Source organism: Sphingobacterium nematocida (genome assembly GCF_900168125.1).
In the GTDB taxonomy this organism is placed as follows: Bacteria; Bacteroidota; Bacteroidia; order Sphingobacteriales; family Sphingobacteriaceae; genus Sphingobacterium; species Sphingobacterium nematocida.
Genome location: NZ_FUZF01000015.1, coordinates 83,403 through 106,208, shown reverse-complemented (window position 1 = coordinate 106,208; position 22,806 = coordinate 83,403). Strand labels below are relative to the sequence as shown.

19 protein-coding genes are annotated in these 22,806 nt (G+C 40.3%); 11 read left to right on the top strand and 8 right to left on the bottom strand.

All coding sequences use genetic code 11. From position 1 onward, the window contains the following. The first annotated feature begins 2 nt into the window (after positions 1 to 2). The 3 genes from floA (at position 3) to B5X76_RS15585 (ending at position 2,553) form a co-directional block, all read left to right on the top strand. Entirely contained in the window at positions 3 to 986 is a 984-nt protein-coding gene (gene floA, locus B5X76_RS15595) for a flotillin-like protein FloA (protein WP_079644484.1), read from the top strand. A 450-nt stretch (positions 987 to 1,436) separates the two neighbouring features. After that, complete coding sequence (locus tag B5X76_RS15590) at positions 1,437 to 1,955, top strand: KdsC family phosphatase (RefSeq protein ID WP_079644482.1); 519 nt, start codon at positions 1,437 to 1,439, stop codon at positions 1,953 to 1,955. A gap of 1 nt (position 1,956) precedes the next feature. After that, entirely contained in the window at positions 1,957 to 2,553 is a 597-nt protein-coding gene (locus B5X76_RS15585) for a Maf family nucleotide pyrophosphatase (protein ID WP_245801067.1), read from the top strand. Positions 2,554 to 2,586: 33 nt separating this feature from the next. Here B5X76_RS15585 and B5X76_RS15580 read toward each other — a convergent pair whose 3' ends face one another. Both B5X76_RS15580 and B5X76_RS15575 read right to left on the bottom strand, forming a co-directional pair. Further along, a complete protein-coding gene (locus B5X76_RS15580) occupies positions 2,587 to 5,256 on the bottom strand; it encodes a TonB-dependent receptor domain-containing protein (RefSeq protein ID WP_079644480.1) in 2,670 nt (889 codons plus the stop codon). A gap of 168 nt (positions 5,257 to 5,424) precedes the next feature. Beyond that, positions 5,425 to 5,850: an HYC_CC_PP family protein gene (locus B5X76_RS15575; RefSeq protein WP_139375342.1), complete on the bottom strand. Its 426-nt coding sequence runs from the start codon at positions 5,848 to 5,850 to the stop codon at positions 5,425 to 5,427. Positions 5,851 to 6,166: 316 nt separating this feature from the next. Between B5X76_RS15575 and B5X76_RS15570 the strand changes: the two genes are divergently transcribed. Further along, positions 6,167 to 7,048, top strand: a complete 882-nt coding sequence (locus B5X76_RS15570) for an energy transducer TonB (RefSeq protein WP_079644477.1) — start codon at positions 6,167 to 6,169, stop codon at positions 7,046 to 7,048. Positions 7,049 to 7,119: 71 nt separating this feature from the next. Here the strand turns inward: B5X76_RS15570 and B5X76_RS15565 are convergent, their stop codons facing one another. The 3 genes from B5X76_RS15565 to B5X76_RS15555 all read right to left on the bottom strand — a co-directional run bounded on the left by B5X76_RS15565 (position 7,120) and on the right by B5X76_RS15555 (position 9,983). Then, positions 7,120 to 8,439 (bottom strand): carboxypeptidase-like regulatory domain-containing protein, encoded by a 1,320-nt coding sequence (locus B5X76_RS15565; RefSeq protein ID WP_079644475.1) that lies wholly within the window; start codon positions 8,437 to 8,439, stop codon positions 7,120 to 7,122. Next, entirely contained in the window at positions 8,432 to 9,004 is a 573-nt protein-coding gene (locus B5X76_RS15560) for an RNA polymerase sigma factor (RefSeq protein WP_079644473.1), read from the bottom strand. The genes B5X76_RS15565 and B5X76_RS15560 overlap by 8 nt, the downstream gene beginning before the upstream one ends. A 79-nt stretch (positions 9,005 to 9,083) precedes the next feature. Continuing rightward, positions 9,084 to 9,983 carry a hypothetical protein gene (locus tag B5X76_RS15555; protein ID WP_079644471.1) on the bottom strand — a complete coding sequence of 300 codons (900 nt, stop codon included), beginning with the start codon at positions 9,981 to 9,983 and terminating at the stop codon, positions 9,084 to 9,086. Between the two features lie 186 nt (positions 9,984 to 10,169). Between B5X76_RS15555 and B5X76_RS15550 the strand changes: the two genes are divergently transcribed. From B5X76_RS15550 to B5X76_RS15535, 4 genes are all read left to right on the top strand, one after another. Beyond that, the gene (locus tag B5X76_RS15550; RefSeq protein WP_079644469.1) at positions 10,170 to 10,733 is read left to right on the top strand and encodes a C40 family peptidase; all 564 of its coding nucleotides are present in this window, start codon (positions 10,170 to 10,172) and stop codon (positions 10,731 to 10,733) included. 101 nt (positions 10,734 to 10,834) lie between these two features. Further along, complete coding sequence (locus tag B5X76_RS15545; RefSeq protein ID WP_079644467.1) at positions 10,835 to 11,332, top strand: hypothetical protein; 498 nt, start codon at positions 10,835 to 10,837, stop codon at positions 11,330 to 11,332. A gap of 34 nt (positions 11,333 to 11,366) precedes the next feature. Beyond that, entirely contained in the window at positions 11,367 to 11,642 is a 276-nt protein-coding gene (locus tag B5X76_RS15540) for a hypothetical protein (protein WP_079644465.1), read from the top strand. Between the two features lie 188 nt (positions 11,643 to 11,830). After that, positions 11,831 to 14,296 (top strand): phosphocholine-specific phospholipase C, encoded by a 2,466-nt coding sequence (locus B5X76_RS15535; protein WP_079644463.1) that lies wholly within the window; start codon positions 11,831 to 11,833, stop codon positions 14,294 to 14,296. 281 nt (positions 14,297 to 14,577) lie between these two features. Here B5X76_RS15535 and B5X76_RS15530 read toward each other — a convergent pair whose 3' ends face one another. Further along, positions 14,578 to 15,672, bottom strand: coding sequence for a hypothetical protein (locus B5X76_RS15530; protein WP_079644461.1), 1,095 nt, complete (start codon positions 15,670 to 15,672; stop codon positions 14,578 to 14,580). A gap of 2 nt (positions 15,673 to 15,674) precedes the next feature. Continuing rightward, positions 15,675 to 16,475: a sigma-70 family RNA polymerase sigma factor gene (locus tag B5X76_RS15525; protein WP_079644459.1), complete on the bottom strand. Its 801-nt coding sequence runs from the start codon at positions 16,473 to 16,475 to the stop codon at positions 15,675 to 15,677. Between the two features lie 1,396 nt (positions 16,476 to 17,871). Between B5X76_RS15525 and B5X76_RS15520 the strand changes: the two genes are divergently transcribed. The 3 genes from B5X76_RS15520 (at position 17,872) to B5X76_RS15510 (ending at position 21,723) form a co-directional block, all read left to right on the top strand. Further along, positions 17,872 to 18,171 (top strand): GIY-YIG nuclease family protein, encoded by a 300-nt coding sequence (locus B5X76_RS15520; protein ID WP_079644458.1) that lies wholly within the window; start codon positions 17,872 to 17,874, stop codon positions 18,169 to 18,171. A gap of 1,626 nt (positions 18,172 to 19,797) precedes the next feature. Then, complete coding sequence (locus B5X76_RS15515) at positions 19,798 to 20,277, top strand: helix-turn-helix transcriptional regulator (RefSeq protein WP_176141101.1); 480 nt, start codon at positions 19,798 to 19,800, stop codon at positions 20,275 to 20,277. Between the two features lie 75 nt (positions 20,278 to 20,352). Continuing rightward, positions 20,353 to 21,723 (top strand): tetratricopeptide repeat protein, encoded by a 1,371-nt coding sequence (locus B5X76_RS15510; protein WP_079644455.1) that lies wholly within the window; start codon positions 20,353 to 20,355, stop codon positions 21,721 to 21,723. Here B5X76_RS15510 and B5X76_RS15505 read toward each other — a convergent pair. Beyond that, positions 21,716 to 22,750, bottom strand: coding sequence for an energy transducer TonB (locus tag B5X76_RS15505; protein WP_079644453.1), 1,035 nt, complete (start codon positions 22,748 to 22,750; stop codon positions 21,716 to 21,718). The genes B5X76_RS15510 and B5X76_RS15505 overlap by 8 nt on opposite strands. Positions 22,751 to 22,806: the final 56 nt, after the last annotated feature.

Here is a 22,806-nt window from a genome sequence, read left to right as displayed (position 1 = left end):
ATATGAATCCAGACGTATCTTTAATTTTAACCATCATCGGTGCTGTTATAGCCCTTTTTTTTCTGTTCTATTTGTTGCCTGTTAACCTGTGGTTTACAGCACAATTGTCTAATGTACGGATTAGTCTTTTGAATTTGGTGTTAATGCGCTTGCGTAAGGTGTCACCAGCATTGGTTACCAATGCGATGATCACTTCTACCAAGGCCGGATTACGCATCAGTACTAACGATATAGAGACGCACTATCTTGCTGGTGGCAATGTCAATAAAGTAATCAAAGCGTTAATTTCAGCTGATAAGGCTAATATTCCTTTGGATTTTAAACTGGCGACTGCTATCGATTTGGCTGGGCGTGACGTCTTCGATGCGGTTCAGCTTTCTGTTAATCCGCAGGTTATTAATACTCCTCCTGTGGCTGCTGTTGCCAAAGACGGTATTCAATTGATTGCCAAAGCCCGGGTTACTGTACGTGCTAATATCAATCAATTAGTCGGTGGAGCAGGAGAGGAGACTATTCTTGCCCGTGTTGGTGAAGGTATCGTTACGACGATCGGTTCTTCGGCTAATCATAAGGAAGTGCTAGAGAATCCTGATCGTATTTCGAAAACTGTATTGTCCAAAGGATTGGATTCTGGTACGGCATTCGAGATATTATCAATTGATATTGCTGATATTGATATCGGCGAAAACGTAGGAGCAAAGCTACAGACCGATCAGGCCGAGGCAGATCTTAAGGTAGCTAACGCGCGCGCCGAAGAGCGTAGAGCGATGGCAGTAGCGAATGAGCAGGAGATGAAAGCCAAGGCGCAGGAAGCGAAGGCTAAGGTTATCGAAGCGGAAGCTCAGGTACCTTTAGCTATGGCGGAAGCTTTCCGCAGTGGTAACTTGGGGGTGATGGATTATTACAAAATGCAGAATATTCAGGCCGACACAGATATGCGTTCTTCTATATCCAATCCGAAAGGAAATGATAAGGGTAAATCGTAAGATTTGTGTTGTTTAATGATGTCTTCATTCCGATGGCTGCTTTTTGAGATCGGAATGAAGACATTTTTTTTGAAAGTGTTTGTCCTTAAGGATATCAAGAACTTTCATGATTCCTTTGGATCATGAAAGTTTTACTTTAGGTCGGTAGGGTTTGAGCTTTTTAGAAAAAAACAAAACCTTGACGATGGGCGCCAAGGTTTGCTACTAACCAATTATAAACCTAAATTATGAAAAGACTATTTTATAAACAACTCATTATATTTCCGAATTGTTAACACAAAGTTACGTCAAGAAACGATAGGAGTCAATACTTTTGGTGAAAAAAGTTGCGAAAACAACTACTTTGTGACAAATTCTTGATGTTTCTGGTTTATCTCGATAAATCTGTGGCGACTATGAGTAAATAAACGATTTAGCATATATGATTTAATCTTTACCTTTGCGTTTATTATGATTTATTCAACACTGAAAAATACGAAATGTGTCGTTCTGGATGTCGATGGTGTCCTGACAAATGGTGATATCTTAGTTAATGAAAGTGGCGATCAGCTACGTACATTTAATGTGAAGGACGGCTACGCCATTCAATACGCTGTAAAACAAGGATTATTGATTTTTGTGATTACAGGAGGGCGTTCTCAGGGAGTTTTGAGCCGCATGGAGGGACTTCGGGTATCGGAGGTACATTTAGGGGTGTCTGACAAATTAGGGCTGTTGCAGGATCTGGCGAATCGCTATGGGCTAAGTTTTGGCGAGATCGCATTTATTGGCGACGATATGCCTGACTATACCTGTATGCAGCAGGTAGGGGCCGCCATTGCACCAGCGGATGCTGTCGAAGATATTAAAAAGCTCAGTCACTATGTCTCTTCCAAAAAAGGAGGAGAAGGGGTCGTCCGTGAGATCATCGAAAAGATTTTGCGACTTCAGGATAAATGGCATTCCGATGTTTTTATAAAGAGTATTTAATATGTTGTTAGCAGACGTTATGCAATCGATCCCGGTTATATTGGGATCCCAATCACCACGACGAAGAGAACTCTTGGCGTCATTGGATTTGAAGTTTGAGGTGTTGGTACGAGAGATAGAAGAAGTGGTGCCCTCGCATATTGAGTCAAGAGATGCTGCCGAATACATAGCGCTAGAAAAAATTGGAGCTTTTTCCGATTCCGAATTTTATGATCATGTCGTTATTACGGCAGATACTGTTGTTGTAGACAACGCGGATAGGGTTCTTGGCAAACCAAAAGATGCAGCGGAGGCAAGAAAAGTTTTGATGACTTTGAGTGGAGGATCACATCTCGTTTATACGGGAGTGGCAATAGCCTATCGTGGAGAGGTAAAAAGCTTTACCAGTATGACTGTGGTACGGTTCAGGTCATTAGAAGTCGCTGAGATAGACTATTATCTGGATAAATATAAACCTTACGACAAGGCGGGATCTTATGGTATCCAGGAATGGATTGGACGTATAGGTGTGGATTCTATTGAAGGTGCTTTTGAAAATGTGGTAGGACTCCCTACGAGCCATCTTTATAGCGAACTCAAACAAATGTTAATCAAATAATAAAAAAGGCGGTTTTAAAAACCGCCTTTTTTATTATTTGATATGGTACCTTACCCCCGAGTAGAACATTCTACCCGTTAGTGGTCCCCACAATAGATTGGTGTCAAAGTATTGTCCGAATGGTTGGTCAAAACCAAGGATTGGATCTTTTTGGTAATAGTTGCCAAGATTCTCTCCTCCGATATAGATATCAAAGTTTTTGTTTCTACCTAAAGTTTTGCTGACCTGCGCATTCATCGTTACATAGCCTTTCGAGTGCGATGCTAACTGAAATTCTACAGGGTTGGCTGCCGTCGATGGCATTCTTTTTTCTCCAACGACATTTAATGTATAGTCAAATGACCAGCCACTGTGTAGGTTGTAAGCTAGATTCATAAAGCCTCTATGTTTTGCAGTCAATGGCTTTTGTAAGCGACCATTTGCATAGTCTGTCTGTACGTCCAATAGGCGGTATGCAAAGCGTGCTTCAAAGTGCTGAGCCGGCATAAAACGTAGCTCTGTTTGCAAACTGTTTGAGAATGATTTTCCATCCAAATTATAGAAGGAAACAGTCCTAGCGTCTTCGAAATCGATAACAACTTGGTCCTGGAAATTGTTGTGAAACAATTCTACCGAAACGCCAGCCTCTCTTCCAAACAATTGAAAGTTTTGGTCGAATGTCAAACCTGTATTCCACGATACTTCGGGTTTTAATCCATAAGCATTATTTTGATTTGCTAAAGAAGCAAAATCGATGGTACGGCTAGAAGCAAAGATGCTCATATTTTCTGCGAAAATATTTGCGGTACGCTGACCTCTTCCTGAGCTAAGACGAAGTGTCGTTGTCGATGTAGGAGCGTATCGTACCACAGCTCTAGGCGTAGTAAACCAGCCATATAAAGAATTGTAATCTTGGCGTAATCCCAATACAGCGTCAAAGTTTTCGGCAGGACTGTACGTATATTCTGCGAATGCTCCTGTTACAGCCTCTTTTCTTTTAAAATTGAAGGTGTTGACCGTTTCGTTGTAATCGTCATACGATACCGATGCTCCGACTTTATATTTATGAGCGACCGAACCTATTACATCTTGAAAAATAAGATTAGCATATCCGCTACTTTGTTTACTCAGATAGTTGGTAAGCCCGAAATAGCTATCTTGCTTATAGTTTGATCCTGACAACTGTAAGCCGATACTTCTCAGTCTGTTTTCTGGAAATACATATCCGATTTTAGCGAAACCTTCAATGCGCTGATTGTCAAAACCTAGACCATAGCGGTTTGTTGTTCCTTTGTCGGTGGATTTGTTAAAGTCGGTCTGCCCTCCCGTGCGATCATCTTTTAGATATTTGACACCAAATTGTGCAATTACCCCCTTACCATCTTCATAATGCCATCTATTAATGCCCGAAAATAGGTTTCCTACAGGAACATCTCTAAAGCCATTGTCGCTATAGTTCATGTTTTTATTGTACATGAAGTTATCGTGTAATAAGAATCCCACAGACCATTTGTCATTGAGTTTTTGAGCCAAGTTTAAGTTTACGTCTGTACGTCCCATATTATTGGCATAGGCATTGAAAAATAATTTGTCTGAATCGTGCGGTTTTTTCAATTCTACGTTGATTTGTCCGGCCATGTTTTCAAACCCATTTACTACAGAGCCGATTCCTTTAGATATTTCAATGGAATTGATCCAGGTTCCAGCGATGCTGTTAAGTCCTAAAGGAGTAGCAAAACCACGAGGTCCCGGCAAACCTTCAACTGTAAGTTGTGTGTAGATACCGCTAAGTCCTAGCATCTGTATCTGCTTACTGCCTGTTACTGCGTCATTACTCACTACATCTACGGAAGCATTTGTCGAAAAACTTTCACTAAGATCACAACAAGCAGCTTTGAAAAGTTCTTTTGTCGTTAAAATCTCTTTACGCATTGGGTCAAGCTTATTGATATAAGTTGATTTTCTGCTGCGTGATACCACTACTTCAGACAATACATTATCTTTTGAGTGGATTATCAAAACTTCATGTAAATCTTTAACCTCTACGGTGTCGGGAGTCATTCCTGAATGAGAGAAAACTAAATGTTTATACCCTTTTTCATGTTTAATTTTGAATACACCGTTGTCATTACTGGTTGTTTGTTTTTCTGGCGCCTCTAACCATTTAATATTAACACCAGCGATAGGGGTCATTTCTGCTTTACCATCTTCATTTACCACGACGCCAGTTACGATATGATCGTGGTCATGGTGTTCTTGTTCAGCTCTCGTTCCTCCTTTTTTATTATCATGATTATGTCCCGCATGGTCATCATGATTATGCCCAGCGTGGTCATCGTGATTATGTCCACTATGATCCTCCTGGTCATGTTTTTCTTCTTTACCGTCGCCTAATCGCTCATACAGACAACATTCATGGAGTTTAGCGTAGACGTCATCCGCTGCTTTGATTAAAGGTGTATCGTGACCAGCTTTAGCTATAGCTTGTTGAATCTGTTTTAGATTCACTTGCTTTGAATTGTATTTGGTAGTTATTTTGTGTGTATTTAGGTCCCAAACGGCAGATTCCACACCTTGTATTTTCGCTGCTGTTTCGATCCGTTTTTTACACATGCCGCAGTTTCCAGGGACTTCAAATGTAGTCGTGCTATCTGTTTGGGCAATGGTGACTTGCGTCATGAATATAAATATAATTAAAGACGTTATTTTAAATATTGTACGCATATAAAATTAATTAAACCTTGTATTGGTTCTAATGAAATGTTTACTCCAGCTGTTTTTGTCCTAAAAAAGACATTCTTAGCATAGACTAAATATTACTTTGACACAGTTATGTAAGTAGTTATTTGAGATACAGCTTTCGGTACTCAAACTAAATAAGGGGGGGCAATCCTAAATTATAAAAATACAATTCAATAGAAAGGTGGGCGGAGAGGAGTCTATATAGACAAAACTGTTTTTCAGTGGTAGCTTTTCTTTTTCTATTTCCACAGCTAATGGCTTGGAGTTGATCCAAAGCCGTGTAAGGATAGAAGGTGCAAAGTGTACCGAAAAGTGAGGGTGTCCAGAAAATAGCTTATTGGCTAGCTGATCTATTTTGATCTCTACATCGTTGCATTTACCATCGGAGCATGTATTATGGTGCTCCGAGTCGGATTTTTGCTCCTCGTGTTTTGTGCATAGTGGGCATGCATCATGCCCTGTTTTTTCGTAGATACTGATCGATGTTCCTCCACAACAATTATGCATATACACTGAACCTCCAAAAGAGACTATGGTGTAGATTATACATATTAATAGGGCTAGAAATCTTTTCATTACTGGCAAATATAAAGTAAAATAAATGATAAAAAATATGATATACCTGCAACATTATTGTTATCTTAGTGTTAGCTAACCTTTATCTAATTATTATGATGGATTTTTTTGATCAGCCGCTAGTAGCTATAGCTGGTATTGCAGGGCTAGTTTTTGCAGCCCTTTTATTGCTTAAAGTATACACCAAGTTGATGTCGCGTGTCCAATAATTGACGGATTTATCCATTACAGAGAGCCTCGGAAAAAGTTTTATGGAAAAAGCTAGAGCGGGTCATCATAGCATTAAACAGAGTTATAAACCTTTAATTTTATTGCTATGCTATTTTCAAAGTCAGTTATTTTCAACAAAGAATGGATGGATGTCGTTTTTGTTGGTCGGAACAAAGCTTATGGAGCCTATCAGTTAAGACTTTTTGGAGAGAAAGCGATCCAGATTTCATTAGGCGGGGTTGTATTGATTGTTGCTGCTCTGTGTGGCCTATCTTTCATTGAGCCTACACCGAAAATTACGTCGAATCAGCCAACGCCTGAGATGAGTCTGACGGTGGTGGAGATTGATAACTCCTTACCAATAGAGGAGGAAATTGTCAAGCCTAAAGAGACAGAGGGAGATGTGCAACAAGTAGCTCAGGATGTGCCTGCTGTCGATCTGGTGAAATTTACGGAAATTAATCCCACAGACCGGGCATCGGTCAAAGAAGATGTGATCGCTACATCGGAGACCTTAGCACCCAAAAAGATGATTGCGGCAATTTCTATGAAGGGTGAAAAAGGGGGGACGTTGATTCCTAAGGGTACGTTTGGTAAGGAAAAACGAGATGGGGGTTCCATCGGTCGTTCGATTGGAGATGTGACAGGGGGAGGAGGCGATGAGAATGGTACATTTACGTCGGTAGAAATAATGCCTATGCCTCCGGGGGGAATGAAAGCATTTGTGGATTGGGTGGCTGTAAATTATCAATTTCCGTCGGCAGCTGTCGATAATGAGGCCGCCGGAGTTATTCAAGTGTCTTTTGTGGTTGAGAAAGATGGTGGATTGAGTTCTTTTGAGGTCGTCAAAGATTTGGGCTATGGTACCGGCGATCAGGCAATAAAGCTTTTGAAAAGGGCGAAGAAATGGAGCCCTGGTATCCAAAATGGAATTCCTGTTCGGGTTGCTTACACCTTACCGATTCGACTTAGTACGATTCAGCAATAATAATCGATTGTCATTTCGAACGATAGATTTCATTTTGTTATCTCTTGTTCGAAATGACTTCTGAGAAATATTTATAAGGATTTTATTTGCAGATAAATATTTTTCCAATCGGTTCCTCTTTTCCAGGATGGCCCCTTTTCTACTAAAGAGATTACTTTTGGATTTAACGTTTTGTCAGAAGACTTCAATACAGAGATACGAGTCGGAGTACCTTTCTTATCCAATTCCATTTGGAGGTTAAAGGTATAGTTCGAGCTGGTATGTTTTGCGATTTCTTCATGAAGGTAAGCCAGGTATTTCTCCCAACCTACGGAAGGTGTGCTCCTAGTGATTTTGGTAGTGCTACCGGTACTCACTTCTTCTGGTTTAGTCTCTTTTGGGGACAGTAAGATAGTTTGTTCGCCACTTTCAGCAGCAATTTCCCTTGCATTGTAGCCATTAGCATTAATTTCCAAGTTCTTTTTGCTATTTGCAGCGTATGCAAAACGCCCCTCTGCATCGGTGACTACCACGTTGTCGTTTTGAAGATCTTTTACAGCAGCTCCAGCAAGGGGTTGTCTAGATTGTTGATCAATAACCTGACCCAAAATAAAGCTGGTTTGTGGATCTAAGCCCATATTACTGAGCCTTGCTCTCATCTGTGCTGCCGATGGCGTATTATTCGGGTTAACACTTACCCGAGCGTCAGGGACTTTAGACTGAAGCTGCTTTCTAGAGTTGGAAGCCAATAAGTTTGATTTATCTGTCGCTTCTGTGTTGATAATAATCACATCGCTCTCGTGTTTTGGATGTCCTAAGTTTAAGGTTCCAGCTATATCTTGCGAAAGCTCCACATTCTTTTCCACCGGCGTATACGCTAATATATGCTTTTCATGAGGAGTGAGGGATCTATTTCCAGAAGACGCTTGTACTTCACTCTGTGTGTTTTCCGGATGCGTTGTCGAGGGCTGAGGGGTTGCATGCGCCAACACATGATTAGTACTATCATGTGCTGTTGCTTCCAGAATGTCTGCCTGTGTAGGGGCACTTATTGATTCAGGAGACTTACTTGCGATGGCCTGCTCTGTTGTAGGTCTGCTATCCTGTTGGTGCCAGAACAAAATCCCTACAGTAGCTAACAATACGATCGATGCAGCAATCTGCAGGTATCGATTGTGCCATAATGGTCGCTTAATACCTCGATGTTGCGTGCGCTGATTAATCTGTTGGCGGATACTGTCCAGTGGTATAGAATTCGATCCTTGCTCTTTCTCTATTTCCATTCCCATCAGTATATCCGTCAGCATCTCATCCTCATGAGCAGCACGTTCTACTTCGTGCATTTCTCGTGCAGATAATTCGCCATTGATATACTTGCGTAGGTGGTCTATATCGAAAGTGAGTTTACGCATCGGTTTTATCCATACAGTTTTTTAAATTTCTCTTCCCGTTCTGAATGTAGCTTTTCACTTCATTCATGCTATACCCTGTTATTTCCGCTACTTCTTTGTAACAATGCTCGTTGATAAAAAAAAGGTCTACAGTTACCTTTTGCTTTTCTGGAAGCTTTTCTATGCAGTGCTCCAATAAAGATAATTTTCCTTCTTTTTCAAGATAGCTTTCTTCCTGATGCATATTCGTAGGAAATTCCACAAATTCGTCCACCGAAATTTCTAGTTTACCTTTTTTTGATCGTAGGTCCATTAAGCAATAGTTCTTGCTTACGACATATAGCCATTTAGGAAAACTTTCGATATCCTGTTTTTTAATTTTAGTTATCAATTCTTCAAAGATTTGCATCACACTGTCTTTGCTTTTTTCCTCTTCTTTGAAGTAGCGCAAACATACGTAGTATACCATTTCGGCATGTTTGCTGTACAAGGTCCCTAGCGCTTCCATATCATTAGCCTGAAGATACCGTCTCAATAAGACGGAGTCTTCTTCGTTAGGAGGAAAGGCCGGATTGTACAGTTTCATAAAATTGCGCTCAAATTAGTGCTTTTTTTTCAGAGTATCAGTTATTTAATGTTAAAAATAGGCTTTGCAACCAACTCAATTACAATGGAGACCAATATACATATGCTTCTTTAATGTACTGATACTTATTTTGACTGTTGGGGACTATGAATGAGAAGTTGCCACCTTCGGCCCCTGGGAACGAGGTAACCAGTTCTATTTTACCATGGCGCTCAAACGCATTTAGTATAGTAAAATCCTCCATAGGGAATTGACCTCCATCATCCACCCGCCAGGTACTCATCTCATTGTACTCGGCTTTAAATTCTTGAGTGAACAATGTTGAAGTAGTATTTCTTTTTGTTACGAGTACGACAGTCAGGCTATCTGCTATCGGAGCTAATTGCACTAAGAAGATACTGTCCTTTTGTGATGTCGTCGCAATGAGTTTGGCGTTGGTTATCGATCTGTCGTATGCCTTTTTCAGTTCGGAGGTTACGCTACTGGCCGAAGCATCTACAAAGGTGTTGTTGAGAGTAAGTGGCTTTCTGTTTTTCAAAAAAATAGCATCGCAAAGTAGGACGTATGCCTCGCCCGGTTTTACTTTTTCTGCTAGATTGAAAACAGCACCAGGGATATTGTCAAAATTATCGGGTGTTTGTCTTCCATTATAGGCATTTCCTTCTTTTTGGATTTTAGCAAAATCTAATCTATAGGATTGCGAATTGACCCAAGCATGTTCGAGTTTCTTTTCGTCTGTAGGTCGCTCTTCATCATCGATTAAGATAATCTGATTACGCAAATTATTGAATAGACCAAAGCCAATATCACGATGTGATAGCGTATCGTCTGTTGCGCTTTCTATAGTTTGCTGAGGTATGCTGTCTCTGACCTGGGGACTGTTGTTGTTTTGCTGCGGAGTGCTATTACAGCTGGTATAAGTGCCTAGCGATAGGATGCAGAGCGGTACTAATAACCACTGGTTGAGTGCGTTTTTCATGTTTACAAATTTAGTGTAATTATGCGTGTTTGTACAAAAGGATTTGATATAATTGTATTGAGCTGTATATGGGGTTTGACTGATTTATGATTTAAATAGGACCTATTTAAATCACAAATGTGGAAAACTATCTGTTTTATAGTATTATTGTGAGCGACTATATTCGTATAAATAAGAGGATATACTATGACACTAACGAAAAACTTATCTCTATTACTGCTCCTCGTACCTCTCATTTTTGCATCCTGTGGTGCCAAAAAGAAAACACTGTACGGCCATGGACATAAGCCGACAACAGGGAATAACAATTCCACAACTACAAAGAACAAGGGCAATCTTACCGCCTATTATGCAGAGTTACTTGGTACAGATTCTCGGGATATGAATGCGGATCTTTATTCTTTTATTGATGATTGGATGGGAAGTCCACATCGTATGGGAGGACTTACGCGCTCCGGGATCGACTGTTCGGCTTTTGTAGGGATGGTCTATAATGAGGTGTATCGCAAAGATCTCCCACGCACCTCTAGGGATATGGCACAAAATATTAAGCGAAAATACGACGATCAGCTCAAAGAGGGAGATTTAGTTTTTTTCTCCTTTGGTGGCCGTGATATCGATCACGTAGGTGTGTACCTGCAAAATGGAAAATTTGTACATGTTTCGACCAAACAGGGAGTCGTTATCTCCAATCTTAAAGACGTATGGTATTATAAATACTTGAAGCGTTGTGGAACACCTACGAGCTAAAATATTAAAGATTGTTAAAACTCCTTAACCACAGGGTGTCTTCACTTTAGCAGATCAGATTTTTGTTTATATTTATGCTGTCAGATCAGCAATTATAAACTATGACCAATCAACCTTGGAGCATTTCTGCTAAAATAGGTTTTCGCTTTGCCTTTATTTTTATTCTATTATTTATTCTGTTTAAGAATAATGGAGCTTTTTCGTTTTTGGGTTATTTGACCCAATTTCTTATGACACCTATACGCCAAGTCTGCCATTGGTTTGCGTCTAACATTCTGAGTTATCAATACGATTATGCTATTTATACCAATGGAAGTGGAGATACTTCATACGATTGGGTTTCTATCACAGTCTTTTTGTTTGTAGCTGTTTTTGGAACGGCTATTTGGTCCGTCTTGGACAGAAATAGGAAAAGCTACAATACCTGCTATTATTGGTTGACAGCTATCACGAGATACTATATAGCCTTCATGTTGATTAACTACGGTGTAATCAAACTGACACACTCACAAATGCCGCCGCCGGGGTTAGGTAGACTGATGCAGCCTTTGGGCGAGTTCTCTCCTATGGGACTAGCCTGGACCTTTCATTGCCGATGATAAGACGGAGCGCAAGAGCATACCTCAAGATTGGATGTCGATTGTTTTTGAATATGAAGGGCATGCTTCAGTTCGGGATAAGTACTATAAGAAATCTTCTATAGAACCAAAAATCAATCCTGGAGAAAAGAAAATATCGTTAAACAACTATACATTTGATTATTCTGTTGCCGACAACGGTGATATTTTCTTGAAGAAAGTGTTTGATGATCGTACCGAAGTGATTAAGCTGATCAAACAGAAACCTGAAGAGTTTGAACTGATGAAACGTAGATTTAACTGGATACAGGAGTATCCGTATAATCGGTAGAGGGTACGCTTTGGAAGTATCCAAGTTCGGAGTTTGATTACAACATCGAAAACGTAGACGAGGCGGTCAAGCGCCAATTCGGAGGGGGTGACGATATCAACCAGCTGATGTGGATTTTGAAATAAAATGTATTAAAACTATATTAGAAGGTGCTCTCCATGGGCACCTTCATACTTTAAACAATCTAAATGGAAAGCAGAAGAGATTTTATAAAAAAGGCAGGAATGCTAGCGGGTTCTTTTGGATTATTCAATAGCCTTCCATCGGCTATTCAGGCAGCATTGCGTATCGATCCTGCGTATGGCAGTACTTATTTGGATGCAGAGCATATCGTCATGGTCATGCAGGAAAATCGTTCGTTCGACCATAGTTTTGGCAGTCTCCGCGGTGTCCGGGGCTTCAATGATCCTAGAGCGTTGCGCCTTACCAATGGAAATCCAGTATGGTTGCAGTCTAATAAGAATGGAGAAACTTATGCGCCGTTTCGTCTTGATATTAAAAACTCTAATGCGGCTTGGACACGAGATCTACCTCATTCTTGGGAAAATCAGATAGGGGCATGGAACAATGGCCGGTTTGACAATTGGTTAGAATCCAAGCGATCTGGCAATAAGCAATATCGGGATCTACCCTTGACATTGGGATATTATACCCGTGAAGATATCCCATTCTATTACGCTTTTGCAGATGCATTTACGATATGTGATCAACACTTCTGTTCTTCTATTACAGGTACTACGACCAACAGACATTTTTTTTGGACAGGCAAATGTGTTCCTGAGAAGGGCGCAAAACCTCTGGTTAGAAATTCTGACGTATACTTCAATAAGGAAGCGCATTGGCGTACATTCCCAGAGTTACTGGAGAAAAATAACATCAGTTGGAAGGTTTATCAAAATGAAGTGAGCGTGCAGAATGATTTGAGTGGTGCAGACGAAAGCTGGCTTGGCAATTTTACAGACAATAATCTGGAATGGTTTAGTCAATATAAGGTTCGCTTCAAAAAGAGCCATCTTGACTTTTACCAGCGACGTATACAAGAGTTACCATTCGAAATCGAAAAGATGAAAGATGAATTAGGCAACCGCAATGATCAAAAGTTAAAGCAGAAAATTGAACAGAAGGAACAGCAGCTGGAAAGTTTTAAAAGGGAATCTGAAAATTATAGCGCTGACAAATTTGATCGGTTGGATACGTTTACAAAGTCCCTGCACCAACGGGCCTTTCAGACCAATGAGGGAGACCCAGACTATCACAATACACAGGTCGTAGAGATCGACGGACAAGAGATTACCGTACCCAAGGGGGATGTCCTGTATCAGTTTAGAGAAGATGTACGCCACGGGCAGCTGCCTACCGTATCCTGGTTGGTCGCGCCGCAGTATTTTTCTGATCATCCTAGTGCTCCCATGTATGGAGCTTGGTATGTATCTGAGCTTTTACAGATTTTGACCGAAAATCCGGAGGTATGGAAGAAGACCATCTTTATCCTTAACTATGATGAGAATGATGGTTACTTTGACCATGTACCACCATTCGTAGCGCCCAAACCGGGCGATTCGAGTACTGGTGCGACAAGTGCCGACCTTGATTACAGCACAGAGTATGTTAGTAGAGAGCAAGAGCTTGCTTACGGTATAGATCCGGACTACGCTACCGAAGGACCTGTGGGGTTGGGCTATCGGGTGCCTCTTATTATAGCTTCGCCTTGGTCCCGAGGCGGTTGGGTTAATTCTGAGGTCTTTGACATTACGTCTACGATCCAATTTGTGGAACACTTTGTCCAACAAAAATTTAAAGTAAATCTTGTTGAGGATAATATTAGTTCTTGGCGGCGGGCGATCACTGGAGATCTAACATCTGCGTTCAGACCTTTTCAAAAAGGGAACTTCAAATTTCCTGACTTTCTAGATCGCAACAGCCAGATCTTGGCGATCAATAATGCACGGGAAAAACCTCTTCCCAACAATTTTCGCAAATTCGAAGAGCAAGACTGTACGCTCATAAAGCAAGGAAAATACCGGAATTTACTCCCGGCGCAGGAACAAGGGACTAAGCCGTCCAATGCGCTTAACTACGAACTATATGTTCAAGAAAATATAGAGAACAGACAGTTGGTGCTACGTATGGAAGCTTCTGCATCGCTGTTTAAGAAAAAGTCCTTGGGTGCAGCCTTCAATGTCTATGCGCATGGCTACAAAAAAGATAAGGCCAATTGGGCTTTCGCTGCTTCAGCTGGAAAGTCTGTTTCTTACGCTTGGTCCTTGGATGAATTTGAACAGCAGGCGTATCACTTGGTGCTACATGGGCCAAACGGGTATTATAGATCGTACCAAGGAGACCAGAAATCCAATAATATCCTGATCGAACAATCCTACAGGGCTGCTGATGAAGAAATTGTCTTGACTATTCACAATAGAAATAGCCATGCGATTACACTTCAGATTACGGATCATTACAAAAATGCTGATTCTGCTCCTATGCTGATTGCTGCATCCAAGAAGAAGGAAATAAAGATCAAGACAAAACATGTATACCGCTGGTACGATCTTGAAATTAAGAGCCTCGATCCAGGCTCCCAGTTTAGCAGAAGATATGCCGGTAGAATAGAAAATGGTAAAGATAGTGTCACAGATCCTTTAATGGGAGCATGAAAGTCTTTATAATTTTAAATATATTCAGTTTAGAAAAAGGGATTGTTTTACGAAGATAATCCCTTTTCTTTCATATTGGGCTGTATCATAATTGAAACTCTCACGTCATTTCGAGCGAAACGTAGTGCAGTCGAGAAATCTAAAAACTTAAATTTCAAATCTTTAGATTTTCGTTCCGAGAGCCCTTCGGGGTTCTCCATTTCGCTGCGCTACAGTCGAAATTACGGTAAATTCTACTTTTGATATAGCCCCATGTGCTTCTTTATAATCAAGGATTTTATTTATTCAATAATAACTTGGATTCCAGCCAAATTTGCTTTGTACTTTATTTTCTCGATAAGTCCATAGTATGACCAGTTACGCAATAAGAATTCGTCTTCTTTGGCGACCTCTTCTTTTAGACTTTGGTTGACGAGCAGGAGAGTGCCAGCTTGGGCTTTGATGCAGACATCAATCAGTCTTCGGCTGTAGAGGTGTAACTTGTTATCAACGTAGCTTTTCTCTTTCTGATCATAATGTTCGAGACTTTTTAGCTTTTTCTTGCGACCGTGTCCACCTCTGGAGAATGCCGCAGCCCGTTGGATACGGTGTCTCGCTGCTTGTATCGCGATACGACGGTACAGGAATTCTTCCTTATTACCGATTTGAAAACTGTCTTTTTCAATCTGCACGGTAATAGGATGCTCTACGGCTAGAGACGCCTCGGCAATGACATGATCTTTTAGCTCATGTTGTTTCTTGGGCATTTCTAAGGCGAGTAGCAGGAAGATCTTCCCTTTAACGATCTTGATCGAGCTACCACAGATTTTGATTTGACCCACAAGTGCCCGCTGCAATAATACGCGCTTGTCCGAGCGGTCTTTACCCAGATAGGTTCGGAAAGGAATTTTAAACAGCATGAACTTAAAGTCTCTATTGTTTTCATCCTTACTGAGCTTGATTTGGCTTCCCGAGAAGGGGATAGGCATATCTTTCTTATAGTTCCGCAGCGACTTGACACCCTTCCAATAATCTAGTCTTTCGCTATTAAAAGTCTTGATGAGCGTCATGTTGATGCAGGATAGGATATCGGAATGAATTTTTCCTTTAAAATAACGGGATAATATTTTATAGGTCGTATTCATCCGCGACGTATTTAGAATGCCTTCTTCATCCTTGTTGCGGTCGGCTAGTTTGACTTTAACATCATCCTGTAGATAGATGAGGTCTTTCATCTGCTCTTGGATATATTGGTGCGACATGACCATATTGGCTCCCCGGAATACGACATCTTGCCATTCGAATAGGGTTTTATAATATTCAGAGCGTTTATCCTTATCGTCAGAGTCGATATGAAGCTGTATTTTTCTAGTGAGTACGATATTGTCTTTTTCCATGATTATGCTGTTCTTTTAGTGGGTTTAACTTTAGCTCTTGCTTCGATAAATATTTTTCTGACGATGGAAGAATTTAGCTTAAGGGCTTCTGATATCTCGTCGAAAGACATCTGTAAATCGTAGCGCATACGCAGCACTTCGGCTTGCTCATCAGAAAATTCGCCCTCTATTGTCAGCTTTGTCGGTTTATTCAAGATGTTTAATTTGTCTTGACTATTGAAAATCGTTTTGAGCGTATCAATGGTTTTCTCTACCTGAATACTAACCTCATAGTCTGAGATGCCTCCTAAATAATAGGCGATACGTTCGTAATTAAAACTGTATTTAAGACAAAGCCTGATGAATTGCTGTTGCTGCTCAGACAGGTGAGGGATTAGGTTATTAAGTTTATCAAGCTGAACCTGTTTTTCTTCCTCCAAGCGTTCGATGTATATGGTGTCTATTTCTCCCTCTTCTTCCATGTCATAGCCTAACATAAATTCTTGATAGTCTTCAATACCATCCAATCGAAGTAAGCTTCGTTGAAATCTATTTCTGGATTTAGTAAAGTAGACACCGATAGCGGCTCGGATTTGCTTTTTTAGAAAGTTGAAAAGAGACTCGCTGTCTTCAATCTGTTCGCGGAAGAGCCAAAGGCGAAAGAAAGCTTCCTGTACAATACTTTCTGCTGTACACAGGTCATCGGTAGCTCGTTCGGCCCGATAGCAGAATTGGTCGAAATATTTTTTGTAAAAGTAGTCTAGGCCTTTCTCTTTTCCTTCTTTTAGAAGGGAGAGGTGTAGCTGTGTGTTGTTTAGTTTCATGATTTGGTTTTTTGCTTGTTGTCAAATAACTGCGGATAACCTCAGCGTTTTGCTAGTTTTATCTTTTGTTGCCAAGGCTACCGCAGTTGTGTTTTATTTGCTAGACGTATTGGTATGGGGGATAGATTGCGCTTCAAGACTATAGTTGTGTGTACTCTGGTAGTTGTAGTTTGTTAATTTATTTCCTAGGTCCGTATTGTTGTTACCCGACAAATTGCGCTTGCTTCGTAATTCCCGTCATCTCGATTGGAGCGAAGCGGAATAGAGAGATCTATAGACTATGTAGGGTTAATTCTAGTCGTTAGATCTAACTTCGTTGAGCCCTTCGGGGTTCTCTGTTTCGTTCGAGATGACGGCATAGTTCGGGGATTGTGACCATCTACAGGATTGTTTTCCAATGGACCAAAAGAGCTCGCGTTGTAATTACCCTACAAATTGTGATTATCTACAGGTAATTCTTGCGGAATCAGGTGTAGACCCAAGTTGTCATTCCCCTATCAGCTGTGACTATGCATGGTTATTCTACGCTTATATTAGGGTACTTAGTGAGTGGCGGCATACTCTCACCCTAAGGCTGAACAAGCAGCCTCCTGTCTGTTGTTTAAATTTTACCGAATAACCCCACGTCACCTTGTGGAGAGGTGACGTGGGGCTCAACGCAGTTAAATCTATGGACTATGTTATATGTTTTTAGATTTCTCTATTCCGCTACGCTTCAATCGAAATGACGTGATGGAGGTCAGCTCTGCCCACTTATAGGCGATCAGTATCTTGAATCAAAGATGATTTAAGTTTTGTGTATCCTACAGATTGTGATCATCTACAAGGTTAATGACTCATGTATTGTCATAGTTTAGTTGTTACTACCTTACAAATTGTGATCATCTACAGGCCTTCTTTTACACATAATTTGTACTTATAGTTGTGAATACCCTACACACTGTGGTCCTCTACAGGGCTACAAATCATTACCTTTAAGGTTCCAGAAGTTGTTAATACCCTACAAATTGTATTTACTTATTCATTTCATACCGAGCGCAGTCGAGGTATCTATGGACTGTCTAGGGGTAAATGTTATTTCGCTAGATCTCTCTATTCCGCTGCGCTACAATCGAGATGACGGGGACAGGACAAATAAATTTTCATTAAGATGATTAAAGCAAAAGGGTTACAGTAGAAGCCGTTGTTAATACCCTACAAACTGTGATCATCTACACGTCGCCTACCGAGCTACTCGGGGGCACAGATGTCGTGAATACCCTACAAAATGAGATCACCTACAGGATACCTCGTCTGCAATCAATATTAGGGTACTTAGTGAGTGGCAATACGCCCTCACCCTACGGCTGAACAAGCAGCCTCCTGTATGTTGTTTAATTTTTAGTAACTTAATCCTATGGAAAGAGGTGGTGCGATATACATATTAACTAATGTGAACCGAACTGTACTCTATATTGGAGTGACTTCTGATTTATACTCAAGGTTGGTTGAGCATAGAGAGAAGCGTTATTCTAATTCGTTTACGAGCAGGTACAATTCCTATCTCTGTGTTTATTTTGAATCCTTTCCTACTATTGAAGAAGCCATCGACAGAGAAAAGCAGCTCAAGAAATGGAGTCGCGCAAAGAAAGAGAATCTCATAAACAAGCTTAACCCACAATGGAACGACCTCTGGGAGATTGTAAAGGAGTGGTAAATTAAGGTGTCTGTTTATTAAATGCTTAGTTTTTGTAGACGAGACTCAGTTGTGTATACCCTATAAATTGCATTTGCTCATTTCTTTGCGTCATATCGACCTTGTGGAGATATCTATGGACCATATGGGAATAGCTATTGTGTCGTTGGACCCATTCGATAGTACTGTGTTACGCTTCCTGATTCTCGAGACACAGTAGGGTGACGATATAGTATACAAAGTATGACTACATGTAGGTGTCTCCGATTTCTTCAACAGGCCCTGCCGTTGTTAATGCCCTATGTAAAGGATAGAAGCCCATGAGCTAGTTGCGAATCCCCTATAAGTTGTGATAATATATAGTTAGATCTCTCCGCTACGGTTGAGATGACGGGTAGAAGTATAAAGGAGGATACCCCATCTCTCTTTCTGCTAGTTGTCAATACCCAACAAACTGTTACCATCTACAGGCAAATCTTAGCATTGAAAAAGTAAGTTCTCGTTGTTATTACTCTATAAACTGTGCTTGCTTATTTGATTTCGTCATCTCAACTTGTAGAGAGAATTATGAACTATATAGTCTGACTCCTTGCCTTTAGATTTTCGTTCCGAGAGCCCTTCGGGGTTCTCCGCTGCGGTCCCCGAATAAATTCGGGACGCGCGAGATGACGGGCTAGAAGGCGAATTGTGATCATCTACAGGAATAAAACCGAGGAAATGCCTTAACGTTTAGTTGTACCTACCCTACAAATTGTGGTCATCTACAGGCCCCAGTCTTTTAGGCCGACCACCTCGTAAGTTGTGTATACCCTACAAATTGCACTTGCTTATTTTGTTGCGTCATACTGACCTTGTGGAGATATCTATTAACTGTATAGGGTTAACTATTATGTCGTTAGACCCATTCGACTCCGTTGCACTCCGCTCAGGGTGACGATATGGTATTCAAACTGTGGTCACCTACAGGCCTTCACAAAATTTGGTTTCTCAGGCCACGGTTGTTACTACCCTACAGATTGTGACCATCTATAGGCTAAAATCCTGTTACAATAAGAGTCACCCTGTTGTGTATACTCTACAAACTGTGATTATCCGTATGAACTGATTGATTCAATATCGGAAGGGCTCAGTTGTCACTACCCTACAAATAGCAAGAACCGCCCTACGCTGTCTGTTATCAATATTAGGGTACTTAGTGAGTGGCAATATACCCTCACCCTACGGCTAAACAAGCAGCCTCATGTATGTTGTTTAGTGAACTCCTTTCCCTTTAACCTTTTTTACCCATACCAATATGTCAAAGAACAATATCTTTCCAAGGAATCAAAAACAATCAAGTTTTCGTTCCGGACCTTATGCCAAAAAAGCACAAGTAATGTTTACTAAGTTTTTAGAGGATTTTTTAAGCAAATAATTGGTTTTTTGTATGATTTTTGGGCGCTAATACAATTGCTTTAAAATATCACCTCATGAAATAAATCTACCTTTTTAAACAGGAGACTTAATCACATTCTTATACAAGTTACTTCTCATAGTTTATATAAGTATTGGTTACTGAATCGAAGATACAAAGAAGAATTAATAAAAACAAATATTATAAAAACTATATTTTATTTTGTTTGCGCAAATATTGGTTCTATTTGTTTTGTGATAGCAGTAAACAAAGATATATTAAAGGTATTAGGTGAAAAGATACGTATTCGTCGTGAAGAACTTTCCTATTCTCAAAACGATGTTGCCGATTTAACCGGGCTTACAACCATTACCATACTCGCCTTAGAAAAAGGTCGTGGTACTACCCTTAATAACTTCTTGCTCATTTGTCGCGCTTTACAAATCCAGCCGCGGGATCTTTTCGAGAGCGACATCGAACTCACCCCACTTTTTGCTTTGCCTCCAGAATCTCAAAAGCGTATAGAGAAGAATCAGAAGCTAGATCATTTGGTATACGACTCCGATTTTTTTGAAACCCCAAGACGTGTCTCTGATGTAATAAAAGAGCTTGGGGCAGATAAAGCCGATAGTAACAAATATTCGGTTTATCTGACAGGGTACTGTAAAGAAGGTGGATTGGACTATGTCAAGGAGGGTAATTATAAAAAGTATTTGAAGAGAAAGGGGAAATAGCCTTTTGTATTTGAACTTCGTTTGCCCTTCAAAATATTTTGACTATGTTTGTTGGGTGACCAATAAATTACTGATATGATCAATGTAACTTGGATAAAAACTCCTTTTCTATTTGTATTATTCTTGATCTTTTTTTCCGTTAATGCTCAAACTGGTTTTCTTGAACGGGTGGATTATGATAGCATACGAACGGTTGCAAATAGCCAAAATAAGTTAATGTTTCTACTGGTACATGAGCAGAATGAAAACTTTGAACCGCTGAAAGCGTCGGTCTCTAAAAAGAATAGAGCCTTTATCGGTGAAAAGTTTGTGTCGGGTATCGTACAGGTAAAGCGGGAGAATTTTGAACATTCCCTCCGTAAAGCATTTTATCTGACCTCGCCGGTATATCTATTTGCAGATAGCGAAGGGTATCCAATTTTGAGATATAATAGGCCTATCAAGGATGAAAAGGTCTTATTACAACTTGCTGATTCAGCTCATACACTCGCTAAGGGAGAAACCTTAGGTAAGTTAGTCAGACAATATAAGAAAGGGATGCGTAGTAGGGCATTGTTGACGAAGCTATTGACCCAATATCAGTTTTTCAATTACTATGCGGATCAGCGGATATTGGGTGACTATCTTTCACAGCTGACTGTCCAAGAATTGAATAACTTTGAAACTGTGGTTTTCTTAATGAAAAGTGGACCGGTATATAACGAAAACATTTATAGACTGTCACGTACCAATGCCAAGATGGTGGATAGTTTATATGCTACTTTACCTTTACCCACTCGTATTAACATCAACAACCGTATCATTCAACAGACGTTTCGACAGTCTTTGGAAACCTCAAATTTCTATCTAGCCCACGAATTGCAGCAGTTCGTAAGGGGCACTTGGAGTCCGAACTATTTACGAGCCGAGATCAGTAGTGCTTTTTATCCCATGGAATATAAGCGCTTGACTAAGGATAGCTTGGGATATGTTGCTATGGCGAGAAATTATTATAATACGCACTATTATCGTGTGGCACCAGACTCTTTGGCCCGGCTAGACTATGCCGTGGATCAGAAGATTAATGTTTCGCGTTATCAGTGGCAGTTAAAACGTGTAGAAAATGAAGCGTTTCAGAAGTGGTTTAAGGTATGTGAATCTAGGTACAAATATGAGCATGCGCAGCATCTGAGTTATGGTGCGCGTCAAATATTGACCTTTGCTCCGAATAATACAGATGCACTGTATGATGCGATTCGATGGCAGCAGAAAGCTATCGAACAGTTTCCGGGAAGCGGACTATATCACCATACCCTAGCTATGTTGTTATATAAGATCGGTTTTTCTGCTCAGGCTGAAACTGAACTCCTGCGTGCAAAAGATCTTTATAAATCGAATAAGATCAAATATCGAGAAATGGAAATGCTACTAAAACAGATGAAGTCAAATAAAGATCTCCTTATTTAGTTAAATTCAGACGTATAGGAAGCGTATACGCGACGCGGACAGGTATCCCTCTTTCATAGCCAGGAGACCAATCTTTAGCTTTTTTAAGGACAGCGACGCCAGCATTACCCGTCCCATATCCAAGATCGTCGATGATTTTGTAACTTGAAGTTTTACCGTCTTTTTCAACAACAAAGCTGATGGTTACTTGGCCTACTACTCGAGCTCCAATAGCCTCTCTAGGGTATTTGTAGTTGTTGCCGATAAACATCCTTAATTGTTGGATCCCTCCCGGATATTCTGGTTGTACCTGTACTTTTGTATATTTTATTTTCTTTCCAAGACTATCGGTGGTCTCTCCATTAACAATGATTCCTTTTTCATACCATTCCTCAAATTTATACTTGCCTTTATTAATGGTCCCTTTCCAGTGGCCGATACGTACACCGTCGGCGTATTCGCCCTGTTCAACGTCGTTATCTTTGTCCACAAATCTTGCGGTTCCCTTACCATTTGTTATCTGAACATTGTTTAGGGAATCTGCGTAGTAAACCAATCGACTGTCGGGGTCGGAGCCAAATGCCGATTCTTGGTTCTCTTGTGGTTTTAAATAGAAAATACTTTCCTTTAATACGCCATTTTTATAGTACCTTTTAGCGGTATCTACCAGTTTGTTCTGTGCATAATTTAATATAGCAGCCAATGTTTCATTGTCGTAGTATGTCTCCACTGTCCCTTCAAATTGTAGTCTTTTAGGGTCTAAGGTTTTTACCCAGCCGTGTCTCTTTAAACTGCCGTTAGGATAGTATTCGTTTAGTTCATAGAGAGCGAGACTATTAGGTGAAATACGTAGTATTCGGGTATAGTCGGCTGAATCCTTTTGAGCGGTGAAACTGCCATTTTTCTTCATGTAGGTCACAATCGTTTCTTGTGCGCTTAGTGATTTCGTACAAAACAAAACAAGAAAGAATGCTACATATTTACGGATAAAGAAAAGTGTTTGTTTTATAATATTATAATTGTTACTAATTTTTAATAGTACAAACATAATTAAACTTCACTTGATGTACAATCCATAAATTATTAAACTCCCCACAAGGATTA

What these genes read in the sequence shown, in the direction of transcription:
- floA (WP_079644484.1), top strand. Translation starts at nt 3, where the DNA reads ATGAATCCAGACGTATCTTTAATTTTAACCATCATCGGTGCTGTTATA.
- B5X76_RS15590 (WP_079644482.1), top strand. Translation starts at nt 1,437, where the DNA reads ATGATTTATTCAACACTGAAAAATACGAAATGTGTCGTTCTGGATGTC.
- B5X76_RS15585 (WP_245801067.1), top strand. Translation starts at nt 1,957, where the DNA reads ATGTTGTTAGCAGACGTTATGCAATCGATCCCGGTTATATTGGGATCC.
- B5X76_RS15580 (WP_079644480.1), bottom strand. Translation starts at nt 5,256, where the DNA reads ATGCGTACAATATTTAAAATAACGTCTTTAATTATATTTATATTCATG.
- B5X76_RS15575 (WP_139375342.1), bottom strand. Translation starts at nt 5,850, where the DNA reads ATGAAAAGATTTCTAGCCCTATTAATATGTATAATCTACACCATAGTC.
- B5X76_RS15570 (WP_079644477.1), top strand. Translation starts at nt 6,167, where the DNA reads ATGCTATTTTCAAAGTCAGTTATTTTCAACAAAGAATGGATGGATGTC.
- B5X76_RS15565 (WP_079644475.1), bottom strand. Translation starts at nt 8,439, where the DNA reads ATGCGTAAACTCACTTTCGATATAGACCACCTACGCAAGTATATCAAT.
- B5X76_RS15560 (WP_079644473.1), bottom strand. Translation starts at nt 9,004, where the DNA reads ATGAAACTGTACAATCCGGCCTTTCCTCCTAACGAAGAAGACTCCGTC.
- B5X76_RS15555 (WP_079644471.1), bottom strand. Translation starts at nt 9,983, where the DNA reads ATGAAAAACGCACTCAACCAGTGGTTATTAGTACCGCTCTGCATCCTA.
- B5X76_RS15550 (WP_079644469.1), top strand. Translation starts at nt 10,170, where the DNA reads ATGACACTAACGAAAAACTTATCTCTATTACTGCTCCTCGTACCTCTC.
- B5X76_RS15545 (WP_079644467.1), top strand. Translation starts at nt 10,835, where the DNA reads ATGACCAATCAACCTTGGAGCATTTCTGCTAAAATAGGTTTTCGCTTT.
- B5X76_RS15540 (WP_079644465.1), top strand. Translation starts at nt 11,367, where the DNA reads ATGTCGATTGTTTTTGAATATGAAGGGCATGCTTCAGTTCGGGATAAG.
- B5X76_RS15535 (WP_079644463.1), top strand. Translation starts at nt 11,831, where the DNA reads ATGGAAAGCAGAAGAGATTTTATAAAAAAGGCAGGAATGCTAGCGGGT.
- B5X76_RS15530 (WP_079644461.1), bottom strand. Translation starts at nt 15,672, where the DNA reads ATGGAAAAAGACAATATCGTACTCACTAGAAAAATACAGCTTCATATC.
- B5X76_RS15525 (WP_079644459.1), bottom strand. Translation starts at nt 16,475, where the DNA reads ATGAAACTAAACAACACACAGCTACACCTCTCCCTTCTAAAAGAAGGA.
- B5X76_RS15520 (WP_079644458.1), top strand. Translation starts at nt 17,872, where the DNA reads ATGGAAAGAGGTGGTGCGATATACATATTAACTAATGTGAACCGAACT.
- B5X76_RS15510 (WP_079644455.1), top strand. Translation starts at nt 20,353, where the DNA reads ATGATCAATGTAACTTGGATAAAAACTCCTTTTCTATTTGTATTATTC.
- B5X76_RS15505 (WP_079644453.1), bottom strand. Translation starts at nt 22,750, where the DNA reads ATGTTTGTACTATTAAAAATTAGTAACAATTATAATATTATAAAACAA.